This window comes from Rahnella ecdela, assembly GCF_019049625.1.
In the GTDB taxonomy this organism is placed as follows: domain Bacteria; phylum Pseudomonadota; class Gammaproteobacteria; order Enterobacterales; family Enterobacteriaceae; genus Rahnella; species Rahnella ecdela.
In genome coordinates this window covers 45,596-68,030 of record NZ_JAFMOY010000111.1, presented here as the reverse complement: position 1 = coordinate 68,030, position 22,435 = coordinate 45,596, and the positions used below count along the sequence as shown (strand labels likewise).

The following is a 22,435-nucleotide window of genomic DNA, read 5'->3' as shown; positions in this document are numbered from 1 at the left end:
AGTTTGTACTTTCTTCACGGCTCGCTTCGGCGGGCCGTTTTCGTTTTTGTGCTAGCCTGTAGATGTGACCGGGTTGTATACCAATGTAAACAGATTTGGCCTGAGCGGCTGCGGGCGTATACTGAACTTTCGCTGTGGGAATCTCTCTCATATAGCAACGATATAACGGGTAACAGGCGATTAGCGTGCGGAAAAAAACATATGCAATGAGGTATGTCGCAGGTCAGCCCGCTGAGCAAATCTTTCCGGGTGCCCTCGCACACTTAGGGCCGGATTTGCCGCCGGGTGCTGCGCTACCCAATTCGAATATTTTGCGCGTCATGGTGTGGAATATCTTCAAACAGCAGCGGGCTGACTGGTTGTCAGTTTTGCGCGATTACGGCAAAGATGCGCAGCTGGTGTTACTTCAGGAAGCGCAGACAACGCCCGAACTGATCCGTTTTGCCACATCCAACTATCTGGCCGCCGATCAGGTGCCGGCGTTTATGCTGCCTCAGCATCCCTCTGGCGTGATGACACTCTCTGCGGCGCATCCGGTTTACTGTTGCCCGCTGCGTGAGCGTGAGCCGCTGCTGAGGCTGTCTAAATCGGCATTAGTTACCGTCTATCCGCTTCTGGATGGTCGTTTGCTGATGGTGGTGAACATTCACGCCGTCAATTTTAGTATCGGTATCGACGTCTACAGTAAGCAGCTCGACCCGATTGGTGAGCAGATTGCTAACCATAAAGGGCCGGTGATTATGGCGGGGGATTTCAATGCGTGGAGCAAACAGCGTATCAACGCGCTATATGGCTTTGCAGGGAATATCCGGCTGGAGGAGGTACGTTTTCCTTCTGACTTGCGTAAGCGGGCGTTCGGCAGGCCGCTGGACTTCATTTTCTACCGCGACCTGAGCGTGACCAGTGCCTCGGTGATGGAAACGCGTGCCTCAGATCATAACCCCCTGCGGGTGGAGTTTATGGCCGGACAACCGCTGACGCTGTAGCACTTTTTTTGTCGACCAAAAGAACATGGGTCAAAAAACGCAGGCATAAAAAAAGCACCCGGAATATTCAGGGTGCTTTTTTATTGCCGGTACCGAGCAGAATCAGGTATCAGGACTCATTTTGTTGCTAACGTACAACGTTAACTTGTTGCCCGGCTGCAGGTTGTCGGCATTGGTGTTCCAGCGCATCACATCTTTGATGTTTACGCCGTGACGTTTGGCAATGCTCGACAATGAATCGCCTTTACGTACCTGATAGGTGATGCTGCCACCATTGGCACTGGTATCGCTGACGCTGTTATCCGCCACTTGCAGGGTTTGCCCAACTTTTAACGCGCCTGCTGAGCGCAAATTGTTCCAACGCTGTAAATCACGGGTCTTCACATTCAGTCGGGCTGCAATGCCAGACAAGCTGTCGCCGGAGCGCACCTTGTACTGTTTTGCACCTGACGGAGTGTTGCTGGCCAGTTTGGTTTCCTGTACTGCGGCAATATCGCCATCAGCCAGTGAATCTTTAAACTGGTCGGCATGCGCCTTCGGCAGAACGATGTAATGCGGGCCATTCGGCGCGGTTACATTTTTCTTATAGCCAGTGTTAAACGACTTGAGCTTGGTCAGGGACATGCCCGCCATCTCTGCCGCCTGAGTCAGTTGCATCTGCTGTCCGACTTCAACACGCGCCAGAGCGCGGTCTTCACTCGGTTTCGGCAGGCTTATACCGTATTTCTTGCTGTGCTTAAGAATGTCGCTCAGCGCTAACATCTTCGGCACATAAATCGATGTTTCACGTGGAAGCGACAGCGCCCAGAAGTCCGTCGGACGACCCTTAGCTTTGTTCGCTTTCACCGCTTGCATTACGCGGCCTTCACCACTGTTATACGCAGCAACAGTCAGTAACCAGTCGCCACCAAACATTTTGTTCAGGCGTTGCATCATATCAAGCGCAGCGGTTGTCGAAGCCACAACATCGCGGCGACCGTCATACCACTGGTTTTGTTTCAAACCATAGTTTCGACCCGTTTGAGGCACAATCTGCCATAACCCCGCAGCGTTAGCTGATGAGGTTGCTTTAGGATCAAAAGCGCTCTCCACTATGGGTAGCAGTACCAGTTCCATCGGCATATTACGTTTCTTAATCTGCTCGGTGATCCAGTACATGTACGGCTCTGCCCGTAATGTTACATCGTGGAGATAGCTCTTATTCTTTAAATATTTAACTCTTTGTTCGCGGATCCGGGAATTTTCCGGAACCTTCATCTTCAGCTCGTCGCCTATGAAGTTCCACAAATTTTGTTGGGAGACGGTGTCGTTTCCATCCAACCATCCCCCAGAGGCCGCTCGGCCATCATCTGTGTACTGTCCTGCTTCACTTTGACTTGCTGAAGACAAACTCTGTGCATGTTGTTCCGGTACCTTCACGCCCTGCCTGGACGCCTGGCAACCTGTGAGCAACATGGAGGCGATTATTAGGATCGCGTTTGCCTTCATGTGTGTGTCATAGTTGCTTAAAAGACGAGCGATAATACTTTGCTTCGAAAAAAAACACAACCTTTGGGGCTAGAAGCTATCCTTGAGTGCCCTTAAATGGGCAAAAACATGCCAGTCAGGCTTTAAGGGATCGTTAAGGTTTAATTTGTTTTGTAAATCAATATCATCGCAACGTAAAAAGAGGTTAATTTTACGCTCAAGACCGAGGGTTGAAGGCAGGGAAGATTGTCCCTTTTCACGCATTTGTTGCACTTTGTGCTCATGAGAATGAATATCATGATCCTCCGGTAAAATGGAGCGCGCAAACTTAAGATTTGAGAGAGTGTACTCATGCGCAGCGCAGACTAATGTTTCATCAGGCAGGGCTGCTAAGCGTTGAAACGACTGATACATTTGCTCCGGCGTCCCTTCAAATAAACGACCGCATCCTGCGGAAAACATCGTGTCTCCGCAGAAAAGATAAGGCGCGCTATAGTATGAAATATGACCAAGAGTGTGTCCGGGCGTAGCAAAGATCTGCCATTCCAGACCGCCAATTACCAATTTATCGCCGTTTTTAAGACTAATCTGACTAAATTTGTTCTCAGTTTCGTGAGGTCCGTACACTTTCAGACCCGGGAAATGGCTGCAAATCTCATCAACACCGTCAACATGGTCGTGATGATGATGGGTCAGAAGGATAGCGGTTGGGGTTAAATTGGCCTTTTTCAGCGCGGTTAATACCGGCGCCGCTTCACCCGGATCGACAATCAGGCAATGCCCCTGCTGGTCATCGAGCAACCAAATGTAATTGTCCTGCAGGGCAGGAATACTGATAAGATTCATGACAACCTCTCTTTGGCAACTGCTTGAAAGAAGATAACAAACTATGCGACCAGCCCGCGCCCGTAAGAAAATAGTTGCACCGGCTTCATGGGAAGATATCCCATGCGGCGACTACTACCGTGCCGCGCTTGAGCAACAACTGCAACCCTGGTGGGGCAAACTCTACGGGTTTCATCTGCTGAAAATCGGCGCATTAAGTGCCGAAATTGATGCTCAGGCGTGTCCGATCTCGCATCAGGTGAACTTCGCATCGGAAGGTGAGGGGCTGCATGTTCACGGCGACCCTTACTATTTACCCTTTGCGGCAAAATCTGTGGATGCCTGCCTGCTCAGTCATACGCTGGCTTACGCCGATGACCCGCACCGCATACTACGTGAAGTGGACCGTGTGCTGATTGATGATGGCTGGATGGTGCTCAGCAGCTTTAATCCGCTCAGTTTGTTAGGCATCGGCAAACTGATGCCGGTGTTTCGTAAGCGTCAGCCTTACAGCAGCCGTTTGTTTACCCAAATGCGTCTGCTCGACTGGCTGTCATTGCTCAATTATGAAGTGATGGTCCACCGGCGTTTTCACGTTCTGCCCTGGAAAAAGAATGGTGGAAAATTGCTGAGTACGCATCTGCCAGCACTGGGTTGCATGACGCTGATTATTGCCCGCAAAAGGACTTTCCCGCTGACACCAACCGCGAAAAAAGTCCTCTCACAGAAACGAAAAATACCGCAAGCCGTGGGGGCGACGAAAAGTTACCGAAAAGAGCATCGCGACTGATGCTCTAATGGGATTAACTTTCGGATTGATAACCTACGTCTTCCAGCGTCGGATTCCCCGCCGCCTCTTTCGCCAGCACGTCGCAGCGCTCATTCTCAGGGTGACCGGCATGGCCTTTGACCCACATCCAGTTCAGCTGATGCGTCTGGATCGCGGCGTCGAGGCGTTTCCATAAATCGACGTTTTTCACCGGTTTTTTATCTGCTGTTTTCCAGCCACGCTTTTTCCAGTTGTGGATCCAGGTGGTAATACCCTGGCGCACATACTGGCTGTCGGTGCTCAGCGTCACTTCGCATGGCGTACTCAGAGCTTCAAGTGCCACAATCGCCGCCATCATTTCCATGCGGTTATTGGTGGTCAGACGGAAACCCGCGCTGAACTCTTTTTCGTGTTGCTTATAACGTAAAATCGCACCGAAACCGCCGGGGCCGGGATTTCCCAGGCAGGAGCCGTCGGTGAAAATTTCTACCTGTTTGTTCATTGCGGGCAGGCTCTTTGGTCAAATGTAAACGCCAAGTCTGACATAAACCGGCGCGGTGAGCACTTCAATATCTTCGCCACCTCTGCCTGTTGCGCTGCGTTATTCAATGCGCGCATTTTTCAGCTCATTAATCAGCCAGCGCAGCGCGGGCTGATGATCAAACAAGCTGTGCGTCAGCAGATTCAGCTCATAAGTTGGCAAACCGGCAGGTAATTCGAGTATCCGCAAAGGCAGCATATCCGCCAGTTCGCGGGCGATGCGATAGGGCACGCACATCAGATAACCCGATGCCACCGCGACCCTTCCTCCGACAGCATAACTTTGTACCACTGTCGCCAGCGGACGATAGAGATGCTGCGCCGACAGCCAGCGGTCGATATGGTCAGCGCCGGAACTGACGGCGGGCAGATGGATTTGCGGCTCCGTAACCAGATTTTTGATCGTGAGCACTGACGGCAGATCCCTACGATCCTTTGACGCTATCGCCACGAAATGGTCTGAAATTAGCGGGTGCTTATTATAGTAGTGCGGAACATGTTGCAGGGTGTCGACGCCGATAAAAGCGTCCAGTTGCCCCATCTCAATGCGCTCTAGCTTGATAGTTTCTGAAAGAATATCGACGGAAAGCCGGACATTCGGTGCCAGTTGCTTAAACCGCGCGGTCAGCACCGGCATAAACATGAATTCAAAATAATCGACTGCGCCGATATAAAAGGTATGGGCATCGCGAAGCGGGTCAAACGCATGAGCGCCGCGGGTGGCGGCTTCCAGCCTGTCCAGTGAACTGGTAATCACCGGAATAATCGAGGCGGCATAAGGCGTTGGCTCCATGCCATTGCGTGTGCGTACAAACACCTCGTCATTCAGCTGCTCCCGGATACGGTTAAGAGCATGGCTGAACGCTGATTGCGTGATATTGGCTTTGAGTGCAGCGCGGGTGACGTTTTTTTCTTTCGCCAGAATGACCACCAGGCGAAGAAGATTCAGGTCCAGCATGATTATGAATATCCTTCATTATTTGATGAAAACAATACATTTCATTCATATTGTTTGTCACTGATATATTCACTGTTATCCGATTAAAAAGCAGGGTGTGATGATGGAAACGAATAAAAATCAAAAGATTGGCATGGGCAGTCTGACGATGTTCACCCTTTGTGCGGTCATGATCCTTGATACTTTGACGGCTTCTGCCGCCATCGGACCGTCGGCTTTTTCGTGGTGGGTTATTATGCTGGCGGGCTTTGTTCTGCCTTATACGCTGGTGGTCACGGAGTTGGGCAGCACCTGGCCTGCTGAAGGCGGTATTTACGATTGGGTTAAGCGGGCATTCGGGACACGCATGGCCGCCAGAACCTCTTATCTCTATTGGATCAACGTCGGGCTGTGGATGCCTTCTGTTTATATTCTCTTTGCCGGCACCTTTTCTTCATTGTACTGGCCGAAAATGGCGCTGCACTGGCAAATTCTGCTGTGTCTGGTGCTGACCTGGCTGACGGTCTGGTTTTGCAACATCTCCACCAGCGTATGTCTTAAAATCGCCCGCTGGGGGGCTTTCGCAAAAATTATCGTGATTGCCGTGCTGGGCTTTGCGGGTATTCGTTATTTTCTGCAACATGGTCTCGCCAACAATTTTGAGTGGCATAACTTGATCCCGCATCTCAACGAAAGCAGCCGCTTTCTGCCCGCCATCATCTACAGCCTGCTGGGGCTGGAACTGGTCGCAAGTATGGGCAAGATGATCAAAAGCCCTGAGAAAACGATGCGCACCGCAATGTTCCTGGCCGCCATACTCATCTCAGCACTCTATTTATTCGGGACATTTGGCATTCTCGCCGCACTGCCTGTCAGTCAGATAAGCCTGGTGTCAGGCATCATCGATGCGATGAAAATCATTTTCGGGCAAAGTGAAGGGGCGCGGATAATCCTTAATATCTTGTGTGTGCTGACGTTATTCAGTTTCATCAGCAATATGGTGACCTGGACGTCCGGCTCGAGCCGCACCGCCGCCGAAGCGGCAAAAAGCGGGGAGTTGCCTGCCTGTCTGGGCATTCTGAGCCGTCGTTTTCACACGCCGGTCGGCGCGAATGTGGCGACCGGCGTGGTCTCCACGCTGGTTATCCTCTGCTACAGCCAGCTGGCCAGCGACAGGAGCGACCTGTTCTGGATTATCTTCTCTTTCTCGAGCTGCATTTTCCTTCTGCCGTATTTACTGCTCTTCAGCGCATGGTTCTGGTTGCGCTATAAGGAAACTGAAACACTGCGTCCGTATCGGGTACCTGGCGGCATTTTCGGCCAGTGGCTGGTCGCTGGTGTGTGCTTACTGTTTGTTATTCAGGGGATTATTCTGTTTGTGTTCCCAGATTTATTCGACGGAAAAATCGACATGAGCCACAGCCTGCCGATTGTTATCGGAATCATCGTGACTCTTTTGGCTGGAGAGCTCTGTCTTTTGCAATATAATAGAAAAATGCAGAGTGCCAGTTCAAAACTCTGAGTGAGTTCCGACTTTCATGGTTTTTTCACTGCCAATTTTCAATGCTTTAAGGATGTCTAATGAGAAATGTTACGGTTTCTGCAACACAAATGAGCTGCAGCTGGGATCTGGAAAAGAATATTGTTAACGCTGAGAAACTGGTTCGCCAGGCTCATTCCAAAGGCGCACAAGTTATTCTTATCCAGGAGCTTTTTGCTGCGCCTTACTTCTGTATTGATCAGAGCCCTGAGCATTACAGCCTGGCGCAGGAGCTGGATAACAGCCCGCTTATCCGCCATTTCTCTGCGCTGGCGAAAGAACTGGAAGTCGTACTGCCCCTGAGCTTCTTTGAAAAGTGCAATAACGCCTATTACAACTCGTTGGTCATGATTGATGCTGACGGCAGTGTGCTGGATGTTTATCGCAAAACTCATATTCCGAACGGCCCGGCCTATCAGGAAAAACAATTCTTCATTCCTGGCGATACCGGCTTCAAAGTCTGGAACACCCGTTACGCGAAAATCGGCGTGGGTATTTGCTGGGATCAGTGGTTCCCGGAAACTGCACGTTGTCTGGCATTGCAGGGCGCAGAAATCATCTTCTATCCGACGGCGATTGGTTCAGAACCGGCATATCCTGAAATTGATAGCCAGCCGCACTGGACCCGCGTTCAGCAGGGCCACGCTGCCGCTAACCTGGTGCCGGTGATTGCTTCTAACCGTATCGGTACGGAAAAAAGCAAATTCATTCCCGATTACGAAATGACGTTCTACGGCTCTTCCTTTATTGCTGATCAGACCGGTGCACTGGTGCAGCAAGCCAACAAAACCGACGAAGCCGTGCTGGTTCATACCTTCGATCTGGATGCTGTCGCTGCACAGCGCGCATCGTGGGGGCTGTTCCGCGATCGCCGTCCTGAAATGTATGGCGCCATCGCGACATCTGACGGTTCAACAAGGAAATAACTGATGTCTTCTATTGATATCAATCCTCAGGCTGAAGGTTTTGCGATGCCCGCTGAATGGGCGTCGCAGCAGGCTGTCTGGATGATCTGGCCTTACCGCACCGATAACTGGCGCTCAAACGGTCGTCCGGCGCAGCTGGCTTTTGCTAACGTGGCGGCAGCTATCGCGACCAAAACGCCGGTATTTATGGCGGTTCCGGCAGCAGAAATGGCCAACGCGCGCGAAGTGATGCCAGCGCAGATAACGCTGGTGGAAATGGAAAGCGACGACGCCTGGATGCGCGATACCGGCCCGACCATTGTGGTGAATCCGCAGGGCGAGCGCCTGGCCATTGACTGGACATTCAATGCGTGGGGCGGCTTCAACGGCGGTTTGTATTCGAGCTGGGAGCGCGACCAGCTGGTTGCCCGTCAGGTAGCGGATCATCAGCAGATCCCTTATGTATCCACGGATCTGGTGCTGGAAGGCGGTTCAATTCATGTGGACGGGGAAGGCACCTTGCTGACCACCGCAGAATGCCTGCTCAATCCGAACCGCAACCCTCATCTTTCGAAAACTGAAATTGAAGCGCATTTGCAGAAATACCTCGGCGTGAAGCAATTCATCTGGCTGGAAGACGGCGTATTCAACGACGAAACCGACGGACACATTGACAACATGTGCTGCTTCGTCCGTCCGGGTGAAGTCGCTTTGCATTGGACTGACGACGAGCAGGATCCGCAATACGCGCGATCAGCTGCGGCTTTAAAAGTGCTGGAAGCGGCGAAAGATGCCAAAGGCCGCAGCCTGAAAATCTGGAAAATGCCTTCGCCTCCTGTGATGCATGCCACAGCAGAAGAGACGATTGGCGTATTGCCAGGCACCGCGATTGAACGTCTGGAAGGTAACCGTCTGGCGGGTTCTTACGTCAATTATCTGATAAGCAATCAGCACATTATTTATCCGCTGCTGGATGCTCAGACCGATAGCCTGGCCGAAGCGCTATTTGCACAGATGTATCCTGATTTCAAAATCACCGGTATTCCGGCTCGTGAAATCTTGCTGGGCGGTGGTAACATCCACTGCATTACGCAGCAAATCCCTGCGTAAGATAAAGTGCCCGGCGCGTGATTCTGTTTCCCGCCGGGCAGACTGTTTCTGCAATTGACTGTCAGCGTTGGGTAATGAGCTATGGATTTACAAAACACATCTAACAGGATCGTCGTTCTCGATACCGAAACCACCGGTATGAATAAACTCGGCGTCCATTATGAAGGGCACCGGATTATCGAAATCGGTGCTGTTGAAGTGGTTAACCGTCGCCTGACGGGGCGCAATTTCCATGTTTATCTCAAGCCCGACCGTCTGGTGGATCCGGAAGCTTTTGGCGTTCATGGTATCAGCGACGAATTCCTCGCCGATAAACCGACCTTCGCCGAGGTTGCCGACGACTTTATCGAATACATTCGCGGCGGCGAATTAGTCATTCATAACGCAACGTTCGATATCGGCTTTATGGATTACGAATTCGACATGCTCGGACGTAACCTGCCAAAAACCGAAACGTTCTGTAAAATCACCGACAGCCTGGCAATGGCGCGTAAGCTGTTCCCCGGCAAGCGTAATAACCTCGATGCCCTGAGCGATCGTTACCTGATCGACAACAGCAAACGTACGCTGCACGGCGCTTTGCTTGACTCCGAAATTCTTGCCGAAGTCTATCTGATGATGACCGGCGGCCAGACCAGCATCAAATTTACCCACGAAGGCGAGCAAAATACCGGTGCTGACGGGTTAGGGATCCAGCGCGTGGCACGTCCGGCTTCAGGGTTAAAAGTGATCGCGGCGAATGAGCAGGAACTGGCGTGGCATGAAGAAAGATTGGATCTGGTGGTGAAAAAGGGCGGCAGCTGTCTGTGGCGTTCGTAAGTTCCGTTTCTTCGGCGTGGTTTGAAACTGTTGTTTTGAAAACATCCATTCTGCGGGAAAACTGTGCAGTTGATTGAAAATCTCAGGAAAAGCATTGACGTAAGGGCGGGCATTCCTTAATATCCGCTCCGTTCTTAACCAGAACAAAACGCGGAGCGGTAGTTCAGTTGGTTAGAATACCTGCCTGTCACGCAGGGGGTCGCGGGTTCGAGCCCCGTCCGTTCCGCCACTATTCAGAAGCCCTGAGTGAGAAATCACTCAGGGCTTCGTCGTTTCAGCCATCCTGGCTATTTTTCTTCCTTTTAACCGTCTGTTATTCCGCTTCGGTTTTCATATAGCCGATTGCGCCGCTGGTCGCGCGATCATGACGGGCGATGTAACGATAGAAACCGCCAGCCAGGAATGCACCGATAAACCAGCTGAAGTTCGCCACCTGATGCAGGCCCGGCGTAAAGCTTATCACCAGACCAATCACCACCGCCGGCACCAGGGCGGCAATCGCTTTCGGGTTAAATCCGTTGCGGTACCAGTAACGACCGGAAGGCGTGGCATTAAACAGCGCATCTACATCCATATGACCACGTTTGATGAGATAATAATCCGCCAGCAAAATCCCGAACAACGGCCCGATAAATGACCCCAGCACGTCCAGCGTGTAGTGGATAATTTCCGGTGACTGGAACAGGTTCCACGGCGTCAGCAGCACAGAACCGACGGCGGCAATCATTCCGCCAGTGCGGAAACTGATTTTTTGCGGTGAACAGTTAGAGAAGTCGAACGCCGGTGACACGAAGTTCGCCACGATATTGATACCGATGGTGGCGATGATCATGGTCAGCAAGCCGAGCGCCACCGCCACGCTGTTGCCCACGCGGCTGACGGTTTCGATAGGATCGGTAATCATCTGGCCGAACAGCGATTGTGTACCGGAAACAATCACTACGGTCACAATCGAGAAAAGCAGGAAGTTAAACGGCAGGCCCCAGCGGTTACCGCGACGGATTTCGCTCATGCTCTTACCGTAACGGGAGAAGTCGCCGAAGTTGAGCAGCGGACCGGAGAAATAAGACACCACCAGCGCCGTGGCGGTCAGCATTTCCCAGCCTTGCTGGCCGACGGTCAGGGTTTTGGTCGAAAGCGTAAAGGAGATATTGCTTAGCCCGGTTTTATACAAAATCCAGCCCGCCAGCATCAGCATGACGACATACACCGCCGGACCCGCCACATCGATGAAACGCTTAATCGCGCTCATCCCGTGCCAGAATACCATCGCCTGCAAGACCCACATGATACCGAAACAAATCCAGCCGAGGGCTGAAAGGCCCAGCCAGTGCGGCACGGTCAGCGGCGTCAGGGAAGGAAAGAATTTGAGCAGCACCAGCATTAACGCGCTGGCCGCCAGATAGGTCTGAATGCCGTACCACGCGAAGGCGATCAGCCCGCGGATCACCGCCGGAATATTCGCTCCGAACACGCCAAATGCCTGACGGCAAATCACCGCGTAAGGCACGCCAGCCTGCTGGCTTGGTTTCGCCACCAGATTGGCACAAATCTGCACGATACAAATTCCGCACAATAAACACAGCAGTACCTGCCAGCTGGTCAGGCCGAGCGTAAAGAAACTCGCGGCCATTACGTAGCCGCCCATGCTGTGCACATCGGACATCCAGAAAGAAAATATGTTGTACCAGCTCCAGTTTTGGTCTCGGGTAGGCGCTAAGTCATCATTACACAGCCGCGGGCTGTAATAAGGTTTGATGATCCCGGCGCCCTGTTCGGAAGACGCCGTGGCGGAGGTGATTTCCTGATTTGGCATAAATCGTGCTCCTGTCATAAACAACATGTGAAAGTCGGAAGCCGGATACCGGCTGCCCAAAGTTAAAAAGCAGTCACGGGAACACTGCATGAATCAGGCCAAACTTCACTTCTTGTATACAAAAAATCTATTTCAGGTATACGATAAATACACAAAACGGTATACGGAGTAACAGCAATGACCAGTTGGAGCGGGCTGAATACGGCCTATTTTACCGAGGATAAGGACGACCACATTTATAACGCGCTGGTGAAGGCTATTGTTGAGCACCAGCTTTTACCCGGCAGTAAATTACCCGAAGAAGCGCTGGCGGAAGTGTTCTCTGTCAGTCGCACGGGTATCCGCCGGGTGTTACAGCGCCTTGCCGCAGTGCAACTTGTGACAATATTGCCCAAGCGTGGTGCGCATGTGACCGCGCCGGATGCGGCTGAGGCCCGCGATGTTTTCGCGACCCGTAAAATTCTGGAATGCGCCAACCTGCCGCAGGTGATTGACCGTTGTCAGTCCACACATCTGGTGGCGCTGAAGAAACTGGTGCAGGAAGAAAAGCGTGCCCATGACGATCGTGACGGCGCTGCGGCAATCCGTCTGTCTGCCGCTTTTCACGTTCAGCTTCAGGCCATTTCCGGCAACAAAGTTCTGACCGAATCCGTTTCTCTGCTGACACTACGTTCTTCACTGGCGATTGCCGCCTGGGGCGCACCGTGGCAGCAAGGGTGCCGTTGTCGTGATCATGACGATCTGCTGGAGTTGCTGAAAAAACGCGATACCGCAGCGTTGTCCGACAGCATGGCGCAGCATTTTGACAGCATCGTCGCCAGCCTGCGCTTTGAGCAAAACAAAGGGCCAATGCCCGATTTCGCGCAGATTTTTGCCGCGCAGATGCCGGTTACAGAAAAGGACTCCGACTGATGGCGAATCCACTTTGTATACAACTGATTAATCCCAATACCAGCCTGGCGATGACCGAAGTGATGGCGCAAACCGCCCGTTCAGTGGCTGCGCCGGAGACACAAATTCTGGCGGTCTGCCCTGAAGAAGGCGCGCCATCCATTGAAGGACATTTCGACGAAGCGGTTGCAACGCTTGGCGTGTTGCAGCAGATAAAAGCGGGGCGCGATGCGGGTGTCGACGGGCACATTATTGCCTGTTTCGGTGATCCCGGATTACTGGCTGCCCGTGAGCTGGCGCGTGCGCCGGTCATAGGTATTGCCGAAGCGGCGATGCATCTGGCAACGATGCTGGCGACGCGATTCTCTATTGTCACGACGCTGCCACGCACGCTGACTATCGCCCGGCATCTGCTGCATCAGTATGGATTTGAGCGCCATTGCGCGGCTCTGCACGCCATTGATCTGCCAGTGTTATCGCTGGAAGACGGCAGCGGGCTGGCACAACAAAAAGTGCGTGAACAGTGTATCGCGGCAAAAAAATCCGACGGCAGCGGGGCGATTGTGCTCGGTTGCGGCGGAATGGCCGATTTGGCGCAGGAACTGACGCTTGAGCTGAATATACCGGTGATCGACGGCGTCAGCGCGGCGGTCAAAATGGTCGAATCACTGGCGTCCTTGCGCCTGACGACCAGTAAACACGGTGATCTGGATTATCCGCTGGAAAAACCTTTGTCTGGCCGTTTTGCCGGACTGAATCTGAGAGAACACTATGTCTGATTTCGAGTACGGTTTTACTGATGCTTATCCGCGAGACTTAATCGGTTACGCCGGACGCCCGCCGCATGCCAACTGGCCGGGCAATGCCCGCATAGCGGTGCAGTTTGTCCTCAATTACGAAGAGGGTGCAGAAAATAACGTGTTGCATGGCGATGCCGGTTCCGAACAATTTCTGTCTGACATCATCGGTGCCGCCAGTTTCCCCGACCGCCACATGTCGATGGATTCCCTTTACGAATACGGCTCCCGCGCGGGTTTCTGGCGCATTCATCATGAATTTCAAAAACGTGGACTGCCACTGACCGTTTTCGGCGTGGCGATGGCGCTGGCGCGAAATTCCGAAATCGTCAGCGCGATCAAAGCGGCGGATTACGACGTCGTCAGCCACGGCTGGCGCTGGATCCACTATCAGCACATGAGCAAAGCCGAAGAAGCGCAGCACATGCAAAAAGCCGTTACCGTGCTGCGTGATTTGTTCGGCAAAGCGCCAACCGGCTGGTACACCGGGCGCGACAGCCCGAACACCCGTCAGCTGGTGGCTGAGTCGGGCGGATTCCAGTATGACAGCGATTATTACGGCGATGACCTGCCGTTCTGGACGCCGGTAAAACTGGAAAATGGCGAGACAAAACAACATCTGGTGATCCCGTACACACTCGAAACCAACGACATGCGATTTGCGTCACCGCAGGGTTTTAACACCGGCGAGCAGTTCTACACCTATCTGAAAGATACGTTTGACGTGTTGTATGAAGAAGGTGAAACCTCACCGAAAATGATGTCGATCGGGATGCATTGTCGGATCCTTGGCCGTCCCGGGAGATTTCGCGCTTTACAGCGGTTTCTCGATTACGTGGAATCGCATGATCGCGTGTGGGTGTGTAAGCGGCAGGAAATTGCTGAGCACTGGGTTAAAGAGCATCCTGCTCCGGGACTTTAAGTTCAAAACCAAGATCAAGACCTTGGGCTCGCCGCCCAAACTGGCCCAGAGGACGCATAAGCGCGCGCCCTCTGGACTCCCGCGCTTTTTCACTGCGCGCTATCGCTAGATAATATGTTTCAGGTATCACCGTGACAGGCTGGAAATCTTGCCGCTGTGCGGTTCCCTCTCTCGGTCCTGAAGCCTTGGGTCTTCAGGCCGCTCCGTTCGGCAAGATGTCTGAATCGCCCGATGGTTCGGTCAAACCATCAGACTCACATGCGCCGCCACTATCTTCCATCCGCTCGCCATCTTCACCCACGTCTGCTGCTGACGCCCGATTTTATCGGTCCCTTCACGACGAAATTCCGTGCTGGCCACCGCCATGTCATCGCCAAACGTTGTGATAGTGGTGTTGACCAATTCCCGGTCTAACCCCTGGGACGATCGTGCGGAGCGGAATGCGCGGATGGCTTCAATGCCGTAAAGATTTTCTCCCGCGCCATAGCGTACGGTACGCGGGTCATGCCAGAACAGTTCGTCGAGGACGGCGGTATCATTGGTGATAAGCGCCTGTTCATAGCGATAAAACGCCGCATTCATTTCGGCAAGGATCGCCGGGCGGTCGATATGTTCAGTTTTCATGATTTCGTCTCTTTACTCTTTTTACTTCACCCTGAAAAACGGCGATGCAGGTTATTACTCGGGCATCACCGGAGAACTGCTGACTTTCACTATTCCCTGAAGCTCCAGCGCCCGTGCTGCGCGCAGGCACAGATCCTCGCGCCACGGCGGTGCAATCAGTTGTAATCCTATCGGCAGACCGGTCGATGTCGTGACCGGCACCGTCACCACCGGCAAACCGAGGAACGAAATCGGCTGCGTCAGCATGCCCATATTGGCACGTGTCGGCAGGTCCTGACCGCTAATTCTGATCGTGTCCTGGCCAATCAGCGTTGCCGGGCAAGGCGTGGCGGGCGCAATCAGAATGTCCCAGTGATCAAACAAGGGCAAGATTTGTTCCTGAAATTGCTGGCGAAAACGCTGCGCCTGCACGTACCACGCTGCCGGGATCATCGCGCCGGCAAGTAAACGCTCACGCGACAGCGGCTCGAACAGCTGCGGGATGCTGCGCAATTTTGGCAAATACTGATTGCCGCCTTCAGAGGCACTTATGATGAACGCCGCTGAGCGCGCCAGTTCGGCCTGCGGCATTTCAACTTCTTCCTGTGCCTCCAGCGCCTGCGCAATCTGGCGCACGGCGGCTTTGGCGTGGTCGTCGCACCAGGTAGAAAAATATCCGCCCAGCACCGCAGTACGTAAACCTTGCTGACCGCGACCCAGCTGAGAAAACGTCGCGGTAACCGGCTTATCAGCCTGAAAATGATCCTGCGGATCCGTGCCCTGGATCGCGTCATACACCTGCGAAAGGTCTTCGCTGCACCGCGCCATCGGGCCGATGTGATCGAGGCTCGCGACAAACGGCTGGCTGCCGCGACGTGAAATGCGCCCGAAAGTCGGTTTCAGGCCGAGAATACCGCTCAGCGAAGAAGGCACGCGAATAGAACCGTTGGTATCGCTGCCGAGGGTGAAATGCACCAGACCAGCGGCGACCGCAGCGGCTGACCCGCCGGAGGAACCTCCGGCGACGCGCGCCAGATCCCGCGGGTTACGGGTAGCGCCATAATGGCTGTTTTCGGTGGTAAAACCGTAGGCGTAAGCATCCATATTCAGCATGCCGGAAAGCATCGCGCCCTGTGCGGCGAGGCGGGAAACCGTCCACGCATCGTGGTGGGCGGCGGCATTGCTGCTGTTAAGACTCGCACCTGCCAGCGTCACTTCACCGGCCACGTCGAGCAGGTTTTTCACCGCATAAGGAATGCCCGCAAGTGGCGTGAGTGCGGCCCCGCTGGCGCGGGTTTTATCGACTTTTGCGGCCTCACTCAGCATGCGTTCGCGGGTGATATGCGTATATGCGTTGATGACCGGATTGGCCTGTTCAACGGCGTCGAGCGTGGCGCTGGCAATTTCTGTCGCTGAGATTTCACCCTGCGCAATCGCCTGATGTAACTGACTGACGGTAAAGCTATCAAACGATTTCATGCGCGATACACTCTTCATGCTCTATACACCCCGGCAATTTCCAGGCGCGAATCGAGCGGTAAATCCATCAGCGGTTGCGCCATTTGCGCGATACGGCTGAACTGCACCAGCAATTCCTGACGACGTCCGTCGTCGAGTTCCAGCGCCAGCACGGATTCCATCTGGCGGATGTAAGCGGCCCAGTCGGTCGCTGCGGGAGTATTTTTCATGCTGCTTCCTTATCAATGCTTATGAGCGAAGTCTGATTAAAATCCGGCGGCGCTGCCGTTACTGCGCGGGTCGGAGGCACCTTCAAACATGCCGTTGGTGTGGCGGATAATGGCTCCGGCATGGCCGACGGCCTCGCTGAAATCCGGCAACAGTTCAACGTCGTGACCGCGCTGCCTCAGTCCGGCCAGCGTCGGATAGGCGAAACGGCCTTCCAGTTTCAGTGAATCCGAACTTTCTCCCCAGGTACGACCCAGCAGCCAGCGCGGACCGCTGATCGCCTGCTGCAAAGACTGTCCCTGTACCACATGGCGGATAAACACCGCGGCCTGTGTTTGCGGCTGGCCGTCGCCGCCCATCGACCCGTAAACCATGGTGCGCCCGTCGTATAAGCGTGCGGCGGCGGGGTTGAGCGTATGGAACGGTTGTTTGCCCGGTGCCAGCGCCAGTAAATGGCTGGCGTCGAGGCTGAACGACGCGCCGCGGTTTTGCCACAACACGCCGCTGCCCGGCAGCACAACGCCACTGCCGAACTCGTGATAAATGCTCTGGATAAATGACACCGCCAGCCCGCTGCTGTCCATCACGCCCATCCAGACGGTATCGCCCGGTCCTTTTCCTTTGCCCCAGTCGGCGGCGCTGTGTGGTTTGATTCGGGTGGCGAGAGCGTCGAGATACTGCGGATCGAGCAGGCTCTGTGCATCCTGCGTCATCATACGTGGATCGGTAATGAAGCGGTCGCGCAGGCCAAACGCCAGTTTGGTGGCTTCGACAATGCTGTGAATAGTGGCGCTTTCGTCCATGGTTTCCAGTGGCAGACGGTCAGTCAGGCCGAGGATCGCCAGTGAGACCAGCCCCTGCGTCGGCGGTGTCAGATTGTAGATTTCGCCCTTGCTGTGTTTGAGGCGCAGCGGTACCCGTCGCTGCGGCTTGTAGGCGGCGAGATCGGCGCGGGTCACCGGCATACCGAGTTTTTCCATGTCGGCGGCCATATTGCCGGCCAGCTCGCCCCGATAGAAACTGTTCAGCCCGTCCTCGCACAGCATGGATAACGTCTGTGCCAGCTGCGGCTGGGTGAAACGATTACCGGCGCGCGGGACTTCCCCGTTCGGCAGAAAAACGTCGGCAAAGGTGCGGAAATCTTTTAGTTCGTGCTGCTTGGCGCGGGTCGCCGCTTCCTGCGATGCCGTCACCGGAATGCCGTCCGCAGCGTAACGGATGGCATCACGAAGCAGGCGCGAAAGCGGTTTTTGCTCGCCGCCAAATTCAGACGACACATTCAGCGCTTCCTGCCAGCCGCCGACAGTGCCTGCGACGGTCAATGCCGCTTTCGGGCCACGGTGCGGAATATGAGTTTCACCCGCGTAGAAATCGAGAGAGGCGAGTGCACCTGCCGCACCGCTGGCATCTATCGCCACAGGATTGCCCTGCGGTGGCACAATCAGCCAGAAGCCATCGCCGCCCAGCCCGTTCATGTGCGGATAGACCACGGCAATGGTTGCGGCCGCAGCCACCATCGCTTCAATGGCATTGCCGCCTTCGCGCAATACCGCAAGCGCACTCTGGCTCGCCAGATGATGAGGGGTGACCGCCATACCCAGCGGTGCGCTGTTACTGTTAATCATGCGATGTCCTTTTTAGAAACGCTTTTTTTATGCTGCCCGTGCTTGCAGGGTTTAGGGCGCGTAGGGATTAAGTTAAGCAAGAGGTGTTCCACATCCGCAGAACGTTGTGGCTTTCACACATAATTTTGCTTGCATTGGCAAGCTTAGTGCATGGTATGTTCCGCTGAAACATTGGTTACAAATACCCAAGGGTTAGGGGAAAAGATGAAACAGATTGATGAGCGTCTGCGTGATCATTACGCCGAACTGACGCCGCAGGAACAGCGGGTGGCGGACTTTATTTTTGCCAGCATCGACGACCTGATGAGTTACAACAGCGCAGAGCTGGCGCGGCTTAGCGGCGTGTCGAAAGCCACAGTCAGCCGCCTGTTTAAGCGCCTCGGCTACCCGAGTTATCGCGATATGCGCAATGAAATGCGCACCCTGCGCCAGAGCGGAATGCCGCTGACCGACAGCCGTGACGCGGTGCAGGGTAATACCTTGTTATCGCGGCACTATAAGCAGGAAATGGCCAATCTGACGCAGTGGATTAACCAGATTGACGGCGAACAGTTTGGCGCGTTGATCGCGGCGCTGAGTCAGGCGCGACAGGTGCGTCTTCTGGGCTTTCGTAACAGTTATCCGGTGGCGTTGCATTTACGTCAGCAGCTGATTCAGGTGCGTCCAGGCGTGATGATCATGCCGCAACCGGGACAAACACTGGCGGAAGAACTGGTGGATCTGACTGAACAGGACGTGGTGATTTTCGTGGCTTTCCGCCGCAGGCCGCGTATGGCGAAGGAAATTCTGATGCAGTTACAGACGCTTGGCGTACCGGTTCTGCTGATTTGCGAACCGCAGGCGCAGACGCTTATCCCGCTTGCCACCTGGCATCTGGCCGCGCCGCTCGACAGCGTGTCGGCGTTCGACAGTTATTCTTCCGCCATGAGTCTGGCGAATTTACTCAGCAATGCGTTGCTGCACGATATTCTCGCCTCAGGCCGTCAGCGCATTCATCAGATAAGCGATTTGTATAACTCTCTGGATGAACTGGAACAGCGGTGATTCCCTACTGAGGAACAAATCCGGCGCTTTTGTGGTGCTTTCGCACGATTTCAGTGCATCCTGTTTTTCATCACTTCACGCTTTTTGCCCTGATTCAGGGCAAAAAAACCGCTTCTGATCCTGTCCGTCCTTTTCTAATTCCTTGTCATACCGTGACTTTGCGCACATTTTTTTCGGCGCGTCGCTTTTGGCACATTCGTTGCAAAGTTTTAAATATAAGAATCTATCGTTCCAAAAACTTTTCACCGGAGATAATCTATGAACATGAACAAACGGCTGTTGGCTTGGGCAGGTGCGGCAATGCTGGTGCTTCAGGCATCGGGTGTGATGGCCGATCAGTTGCAGGATATTCAGAAGCGCGGCGTGCTGCGCGTGGCTGTCCCTCAGGATTTCCCGCCGTTTGGTTCGGTGAGCAAGGATTTGCAGCCGGAAGGCTATGATATCGATATGGCGCAGTATCTGGCCGATAAGATGAAACTTAAGTTGCAACTGGTGCCCGTCACCAGCGCCAACCGCGTGCCTTATCTGCAAACGGATAAAGTCGATCTGGTGATTTCCAGCCTCGGCAAAAATGCTGAGCGCGAAAAAGTGATCGACTTCAGCAACGCCTACGCACCGTTCTTCCTCGGCGTGTTTGGCGCACAAGGTGACAAACTGGCGGATCTGAAAGAGCTGTCCGGCAAAACCATCGGCGTGACACGCGGGGCGGTGGAAGATCTGGCGCTGACGGATGTCGCGCCGAAAGACGCCAAAATTCAGCGTTACGAAGACAACAACACCACGCTGTCTGCCTATCTGTCCGGTCAGGTTGAATACATCGCTACCGGCAACCTGGTGGTAGCTGTCATTGCCCGCATGAATCCGGCCAAAGCCCCGGTTTCGAAAGTGATGCTTAAAGACTCGCCGTGCTACGTCGGGCTGCGTAAAGACGAACCGGCGCTGAAAGACAAAGTGAATGAGCTGATCGCTGAAGGCATTAAAGACAAGACGCTGAATACGTTGTCTGAAAAATGGATGAAGGCTCCGCTGCCAGCTTCCATCGGCGCGTGATCAGGATTTTGACGGAGATCTTTCATGACCTATCAGCTTAACTTTAGCGCGCTGTGGCCTTATATGCCGGAACTGCTGGCCGGATTATGGACCACCATTGAGCTGACGGTACTGGCAACGATTGGCGGTGTCGCAATAGGCATTTGCGGCGCGGCCATCCGCTGCGGCAACCATAAAACCCTGCGTGCGGTCTGGGGCATTTATGTCGAAGCCATCCGCAATACGCCATTTGTGGTGCAGTTGTTTTTCATCGTTTTCGGCTTACCGGCTATCGGTCTGAAAATGACTGCCGGTGAAGCGGCACTGCTGGCGATGCTGATTAACCTCGGCGCGTACAGCACGGAAATTATCCGCGCCGGTATTCAGGTGACGCCGAAAGGCCAGTGGGAAGCCGGGCGCGTGCTGGGTTTAACGCGCAGCCAGACGTTCCTGCGCATCGTGTTGCCGCCGTCGCTGAAACGCATTTATCCGTCGCTGGTCAGCCAGTGCATTATCGTGATGCTCGGATCTTCCGTGGTATCGCAGGTGTCCTATGAAGAGCTGACATTTGCCGCGAACTTAATTCAGTCGCGCACTTTCCTCAGTTTTGAAGTGTATCTGGTCACCACGTTGTTCTATTTGCTGTTGTCGGTGGCGATGCGTCAGTTGTTACTGCTGGCCGGACGCCGTGTCTTTGGGAGTGAAAACTGATGATGACCTTCACCGACTGGGACATTGTGCGCAATCTCCTGCTGGCCGCGCGCTGGACGCTGTTGCTTTCGCTGACTGCGTTTATCGGTGGCACGCTGGTGACCCTGCCGCTGCTGTTATTGCGACTGACTAAACGCCGCTGGCCGACGCGTTTTGTGCGTTTATATTCCGAACTGTTTCAGGGCACGCCGTTGCTGATGCAGCTGTTTCTGGCGTTCTTCGGTCTTGGCCTGTTTGGTATCAACGTCAGCCCGTGGACGGCCGCCGCGCTGGCGCTGACGCTCTACACCAGCGCGTATCTGGTAGATATCTGGAGTGGCAGTATTGTCGCGTTACCGAAAGGCCAGTGGGAAGCATCGCGCTGTCTCGGCCTGAATTTCGGGCAAACGCTGTGGCGCGTAATCACCCCGCAGGCGCTGCGGATCGCGATTGCGCCGACCGTCGGGTTTTCCGTGCAGGTGGTGAAAGGCACCGCGCTGGCCTCGATTATCGGTTTTGTCGAGCTGACCAAAGCCGGAACCATGCTTAATAACGTGACCTATCAGCCGTTCAAAGTGTTTGGATTAGTGGCGCTGGGCTACTTCCTGATGTGCTATCCGCTGTCCCGTTACAGCCAGCATTTAGAAAAATCATTGCGTGGAGAGAAACAGTAATGCCACTGATCACCATCAACCAGGTTCAGAAGTTTTACGGTCAGAACCACGTACTGAAAGGCGTGGATCTGGATATCGACAGCGGCGAAGTGATTTCGATTATCGGCCGCAGCGGTTCAGGGAAAAGTACGCTGTTACGCTGCATGAACGGGCTGGAAGGCTATCAGGAAGGCAGCATCAAACTGGGCGGCATGACCATCACAGACCGCGATTCTCAGGCGCGTGATATCAGCCGTTCCGTCGGCATGGTGTTCCAGAGTTTTAATCTTTTCCCGCACATGACTGCGCTGGAAAACGTCATGCTGGCACCACGCCGCGTGCTGAAAAAATCTGCGTCCGAATGCCGTGAACTGGCCGCGCAGATGCTGGCAAAAGTCGGGCTGGCAGATCGCATGGATTATTACCCGTCGAATCTTTCCGGCGGCCAGCAGCAACGTGTGGCCATTGCCCGTGCGCTGGCGATGACCCCGAAAGTGCTGCTGTGTGATGAAATCACCTCGGCGCTGGATCCGGAATTAGTCGGCGAAGTATTGAAAGTGCTCGAGCAACTGGCGAAAGAAGGCATGACGCTGGTGCTGGTGACGCACGAAATGAATTTTGCCCGCGAAGTGGGCGACCGCGTGGTGTTCATGCATCAGGGCACCGTGTGGGAACAGGGCGAAAGCCGGGCGCTGTTTGCTAACCCGCAAACTCCCGAGCTGAAACAGTTTATCGCATCCGTACGCGGTTTGAATGAAGCCGCTGCCAGCTAACATCGTAA

Annotated in this window: 23 protein-coding genes and 1 tRNA gene; 15 read left to right on the top strand and 9 right to left on the bottom strand. The window is 54.1% G+C overall.

The window, feature by feature from the left end; translation table 11 throughout:
* Positions 1-185 precede the first annotated feature (185 nt).
* A complete protein-coding gene (locus J1784_RS04805; protein WP_217148255.1) occupies positions 186-986 on the top strand; it encodes an endonuclease/exonuclease/phosphatase family protein in 801 nt (266 codons plus the stop codon).
* Positions 987-1,088: 102 nt separating this feature from the next.
* On the opposite strand, the gene mltD is transcribed toward J1784_RS04805, so the two are convergent.
* Both mltD and gloB read right to left on the bottom strand, forming a co-directional pair.
* Positions 1,089-2,474, bottom strand: coding sequence for a murein transglycosylase D (gene mltD, locus J1784_RS04800; RefSeq protein WP_217148254.1), 1,386 nt, complete (start codon positions 2,472-2,474; stop codon positions 1,089-1,091).
* Between the two features lie 69 nt (positions 2,475-2,543).
* Complete coding sequence (gene gloB, locus J1784_RS04795; protein ID WP_217148253.1) at positions 2,544-3,299, bottom strand: hydroxyacylglutathione hydrolase; 756 nt, start codon at positions 3,297-3,299, stop codon at positions 2,544-2,546.
* A 43-nt stretch (positions 3,300-3,342) separates the two neighbouring features.
* Between gloB and J1784_RS04790 the strand changes: the two genes are divergently transcribed.
* On the top strand, positions 3,343-4,068 hold the full coding sequence (locus tag J1784_RS04790) for a class I SAM-dependent methyltransferase (RefSeq protein WP_217148252.1): 726 nt from the start codon (positions 3,343-3,345) through the stop codon (positions 4,066-4,068).
* A gap of 13 nt (positions 4,069-4,081) precedes the next feature.
* Here the strand turns inward: J1784_RS04790 and rnhA are convergent, their stop codons facing one another.
* Both rnhA and J1784_RS04780 read right to left on the bottom strand, forming a co-directional pair.
* The gene (rnhA, locus tag J1784_RS04785) at positions 4,082-4,549 is read right to left on the bottom strand and encodes a ribonuclease HI (RefSeq protein WP_217148251.1); all 468 of its coding nucleotides are present in this window, start codon (positions 4,547-4,549) and stop codon (positions 4,082-4,084) included.
* Between the two features lie 99 nt (positions 4,550-4,648).
* The gene (locus J1784_RS04780; RefSeq protein ID WP_217148250.1) at positions 4,649-5,545 is read right to left on the bottom strand and encodes a LysR family transcriptional regulator; all 897 of its coding nucleotides are present in this window, start codon (positions 5,543-5,545) and stop codon (positions 4,649-4,651) included.
* A 103-nt stretch (positions 5,546-5,648) separates the two neighbouring features.
* Between J1784_RS04780 and J1784_RS04775 the strand changes: the two genes are divergently transcribed.
* From J1784_RS04775 to J1784_RS04755, 5 genes are all read left to right on the top strand, one after another.
* Positions 5,649-7,046 (top strand): APC family permease, encoded by a 1,398-nt coding sequence (locus tag J1784_RS04775; protein WP_217148249.1) that lies wholly within the window; start codon positions 5,649-5,651, stop codon positions 7,044-7,046.
* Positions 7,047-7,105: 59 nt separating this feature from the next.
* Positions 7,106-7,990, top strand: coding sequence for an N-carbamoylputrescine amidase (aguB, locus tag J1784_RS04770; protein WP_120507399.1), 885 nt, complete (start codon positions 7,106-7,108; stop codon positions 7,988-7,990).
* A gap of 3 nt (positions 7,991-7,993) precedes the next feature.
* Positions 7,994-9,079, top strand: a complete 1,086-nt coding sequence (aguA, locus tag J1784_RS04765) for an agmatine deiminase (protein WP_217148248.1) — start codon at positions 7,994-7,996, stop codon at positions 9,077-9,079.
* 81 nt (positions 9,080-9,160) lie between these two features.
* Complete coding sequence (dnaQ, locus tag J1784_RS04760) at positions 9,161-9,898, top strand: DNA polymerase III subunit epsilon (protein WP_217148247.1); 738 nt, start codon at positions 9,161-9,163, stop codon at positions 9,896-9,898.
* 152 nt (positions 9,899-10,050) lie between these two features.
* Positions 10,051-10,127: transfer RNA gene (locus tag J1784_RS04755), tRNA-Asp, on the top strand.
* 84 nt (positions 10,128-10,211) lie between these two features.
* Here J1784_RS04755 and J1784_RS04750 read toward each other — a convergent pair.
* A complete protein-coding gene (locus J1784_RS04750; RefSeq protein WP_217148246.1) occupies positions 10,212-11,714 on the bottom strand; it encodes an NCS1 family nucleobase:cation symporter-1 in 1,503 nt (500 codons plus the stop codon).
* 177 nt (positions 11,715-11,891) lie between these two features.
* Here J1784_RS04750 and J1784_RS04745 point away from each other — a divergent pair, with 177 nt between their 5' ends.
* From J1784_RS04745 to puuE, 3 genes are read left to right on the top strand one after another with little or no spacing between them, the layout of a single operon-like run.
* Positions 11,892-12,626 (top strand): GntR family transcriptional regulator, encoded by a 735-nt coding sequence (locus J1784_RS04745; protein ID WP_217148245.1) that lies wholly within the window; start codon positions 11,892-11,894, stop codon positions 12,624-12,626.
* Positions 12,626-13,384, top strand: a complete 759-nt coding sequence (locus J1784_RS04740) for an aspartate/glutamate racemase family protein (protein ID WP_217148244.1) — start codon at positions 12,626-12,628, stop codon at positions 13,382-13,384. The genes J1784_RS04745 and J1784_RS04740 overlap by 1 nt, the downstream gene beginning before the upstream one ends.
* Positions 13,377-14,324: an allantoinase PuuE gene (gene puuE / locus J1784_RS04735; RefSeq protein WP_217148243.1), complete on the top strand. Its 948-nt coding sequence runs from the start codon at positions 13,377-13,379 to the stop codon at positions 14,322-14,324. The genes J1784_RS04740 and puuE overlap by 8 nt, the downstream gene beginning before the upstream one ends.
* 240 nt (positions 14,325-14,564) lie before the next feature.
* Here puuE and hpxZ read toward each other — a convergent pair whose 3' ends face one another.
* The 4 genes from hpxZ to J1784_RS04715 are packed head-to-tail and all read right to left on the bottom strand — an operon-like array spanning position 14,565 to position 18,238.
* A complete protein-coding gene (gene hpxZ / locus J1784_RS04730) occupies positions 14,565-14,948 on the bottom strand; it encodes an oxalurate catabolism protein HpxZ (protein WP_217148242.1) in 384 nt (127 codons plus the stop codon).
* A 54-nt stretch (positions 14,949-15,002) separates the two neighbouring features.
* Positions 15,003-16,406 (bottom strand): AtzE family amidohydrolase, encoded by a 1,404-nt coding sequence (locus J1784_RS04725; RefSeq protein WP_217148241.1) that lies wholly within the window; start codon positions 16,404-16,406, stop codon positions 15,003-15,005.
* Positions 16,407-16,420: 14 nt separating this feature from the next.
* The gene (gene hpxX / locus J1784_RS04720; RefSeq protein ID WP_217148240.1) at positions 16,421-16,615 is read right to left on the bottom strand and encodes an oxalurate catabolism protein HpxX; all 195 of its coding nucleotides are present in this window, start codon (positions 16,613-16,615) and stop codon (positions 16,421-16,423) included.
* Between the two features lie 36 nt (positions 16,616-16,651).
* Positions 16,652-18,238 carry a gamma-glutamyltransferase family protein gene (locus J1784_RS04715; protein ID WP_217148239.1) on the bottom strand — a complete coding sequence of 529 codons (1,587 nt, stop codon included), beginning with the start codon at positions 18,236-18,238 and terminating at the stop codon, positions 16,652-16,654.
* Between the two features lie 204 nt (positions 18,239-18,442).
* Between J1784_RS04715 and J1784_RS04710 the strand changes: the two genes are divergently transcribed.
* From J1784_RS04710 to J1784_RS04690, 5 genes are all read left to right on the top strand, one after another.
* Positions 18,443-19,282: a MurR/RpiR family transcriptional regulator gene (locus tag J1784_RS04710; RefSeq protein WP_217148238.1), complete on the top strand. Its 840-nt coding sequence runs from the start codon at positions 18,443-18,445 to the stop codon at positions 19,280-19,282.
* Positions 19,283-19,540: 258 nt separating this feature from the next.
* Entirely contained in the window at positions 19,541-20,332 is a 792-nt protein-coding gene (locus J1784_RS04705) for a transporter substrate-binding domain-containing protein (protein WP_217148237.1), read from the top strand.
* Between the two features lie 24 nt (positions 20,333-20,356).
* A complete protein-coding gene (locus tag J1784_RS04700) occupies positions 20,357-21,022 on the top strand; it encodes an amino acid ABC transporter permease (protein ID WP_217148236.1) in 666 nt (221 codons plus the stop codon).
* A gap of 2 nt (positions 21,023-21,024) precedes the next feature.
* Positions 21,025-21,675, top strand: coding sequence for an amino acid ABC transporter permease (locus tag J1784_RS04695; protein ID WP_217148276.1), 651 nt, complete (start codon positions 21,025-21,027; stop codon positions 21,673-21,675).
* The gene (locus tag J1784_RS04690) at positions 21,675-22,427 is read left to right on the top strand and encodes an amino acid ABC transporter ATP-binding protein (RefSeq protein WP_217148235.1); all 753 of its coding nucleotides are present in this window, start codon (positions 21,675-21,677) and stop codon (positions 22,425-22,427) included. Before J1784_RS04695 ends, J1784_RS04690 begins: the two co-directional genes overlap by 1 nt.
* The last annotated feature ends 8 nt before the right edge of the window (positions 22,428-22,435 follow it).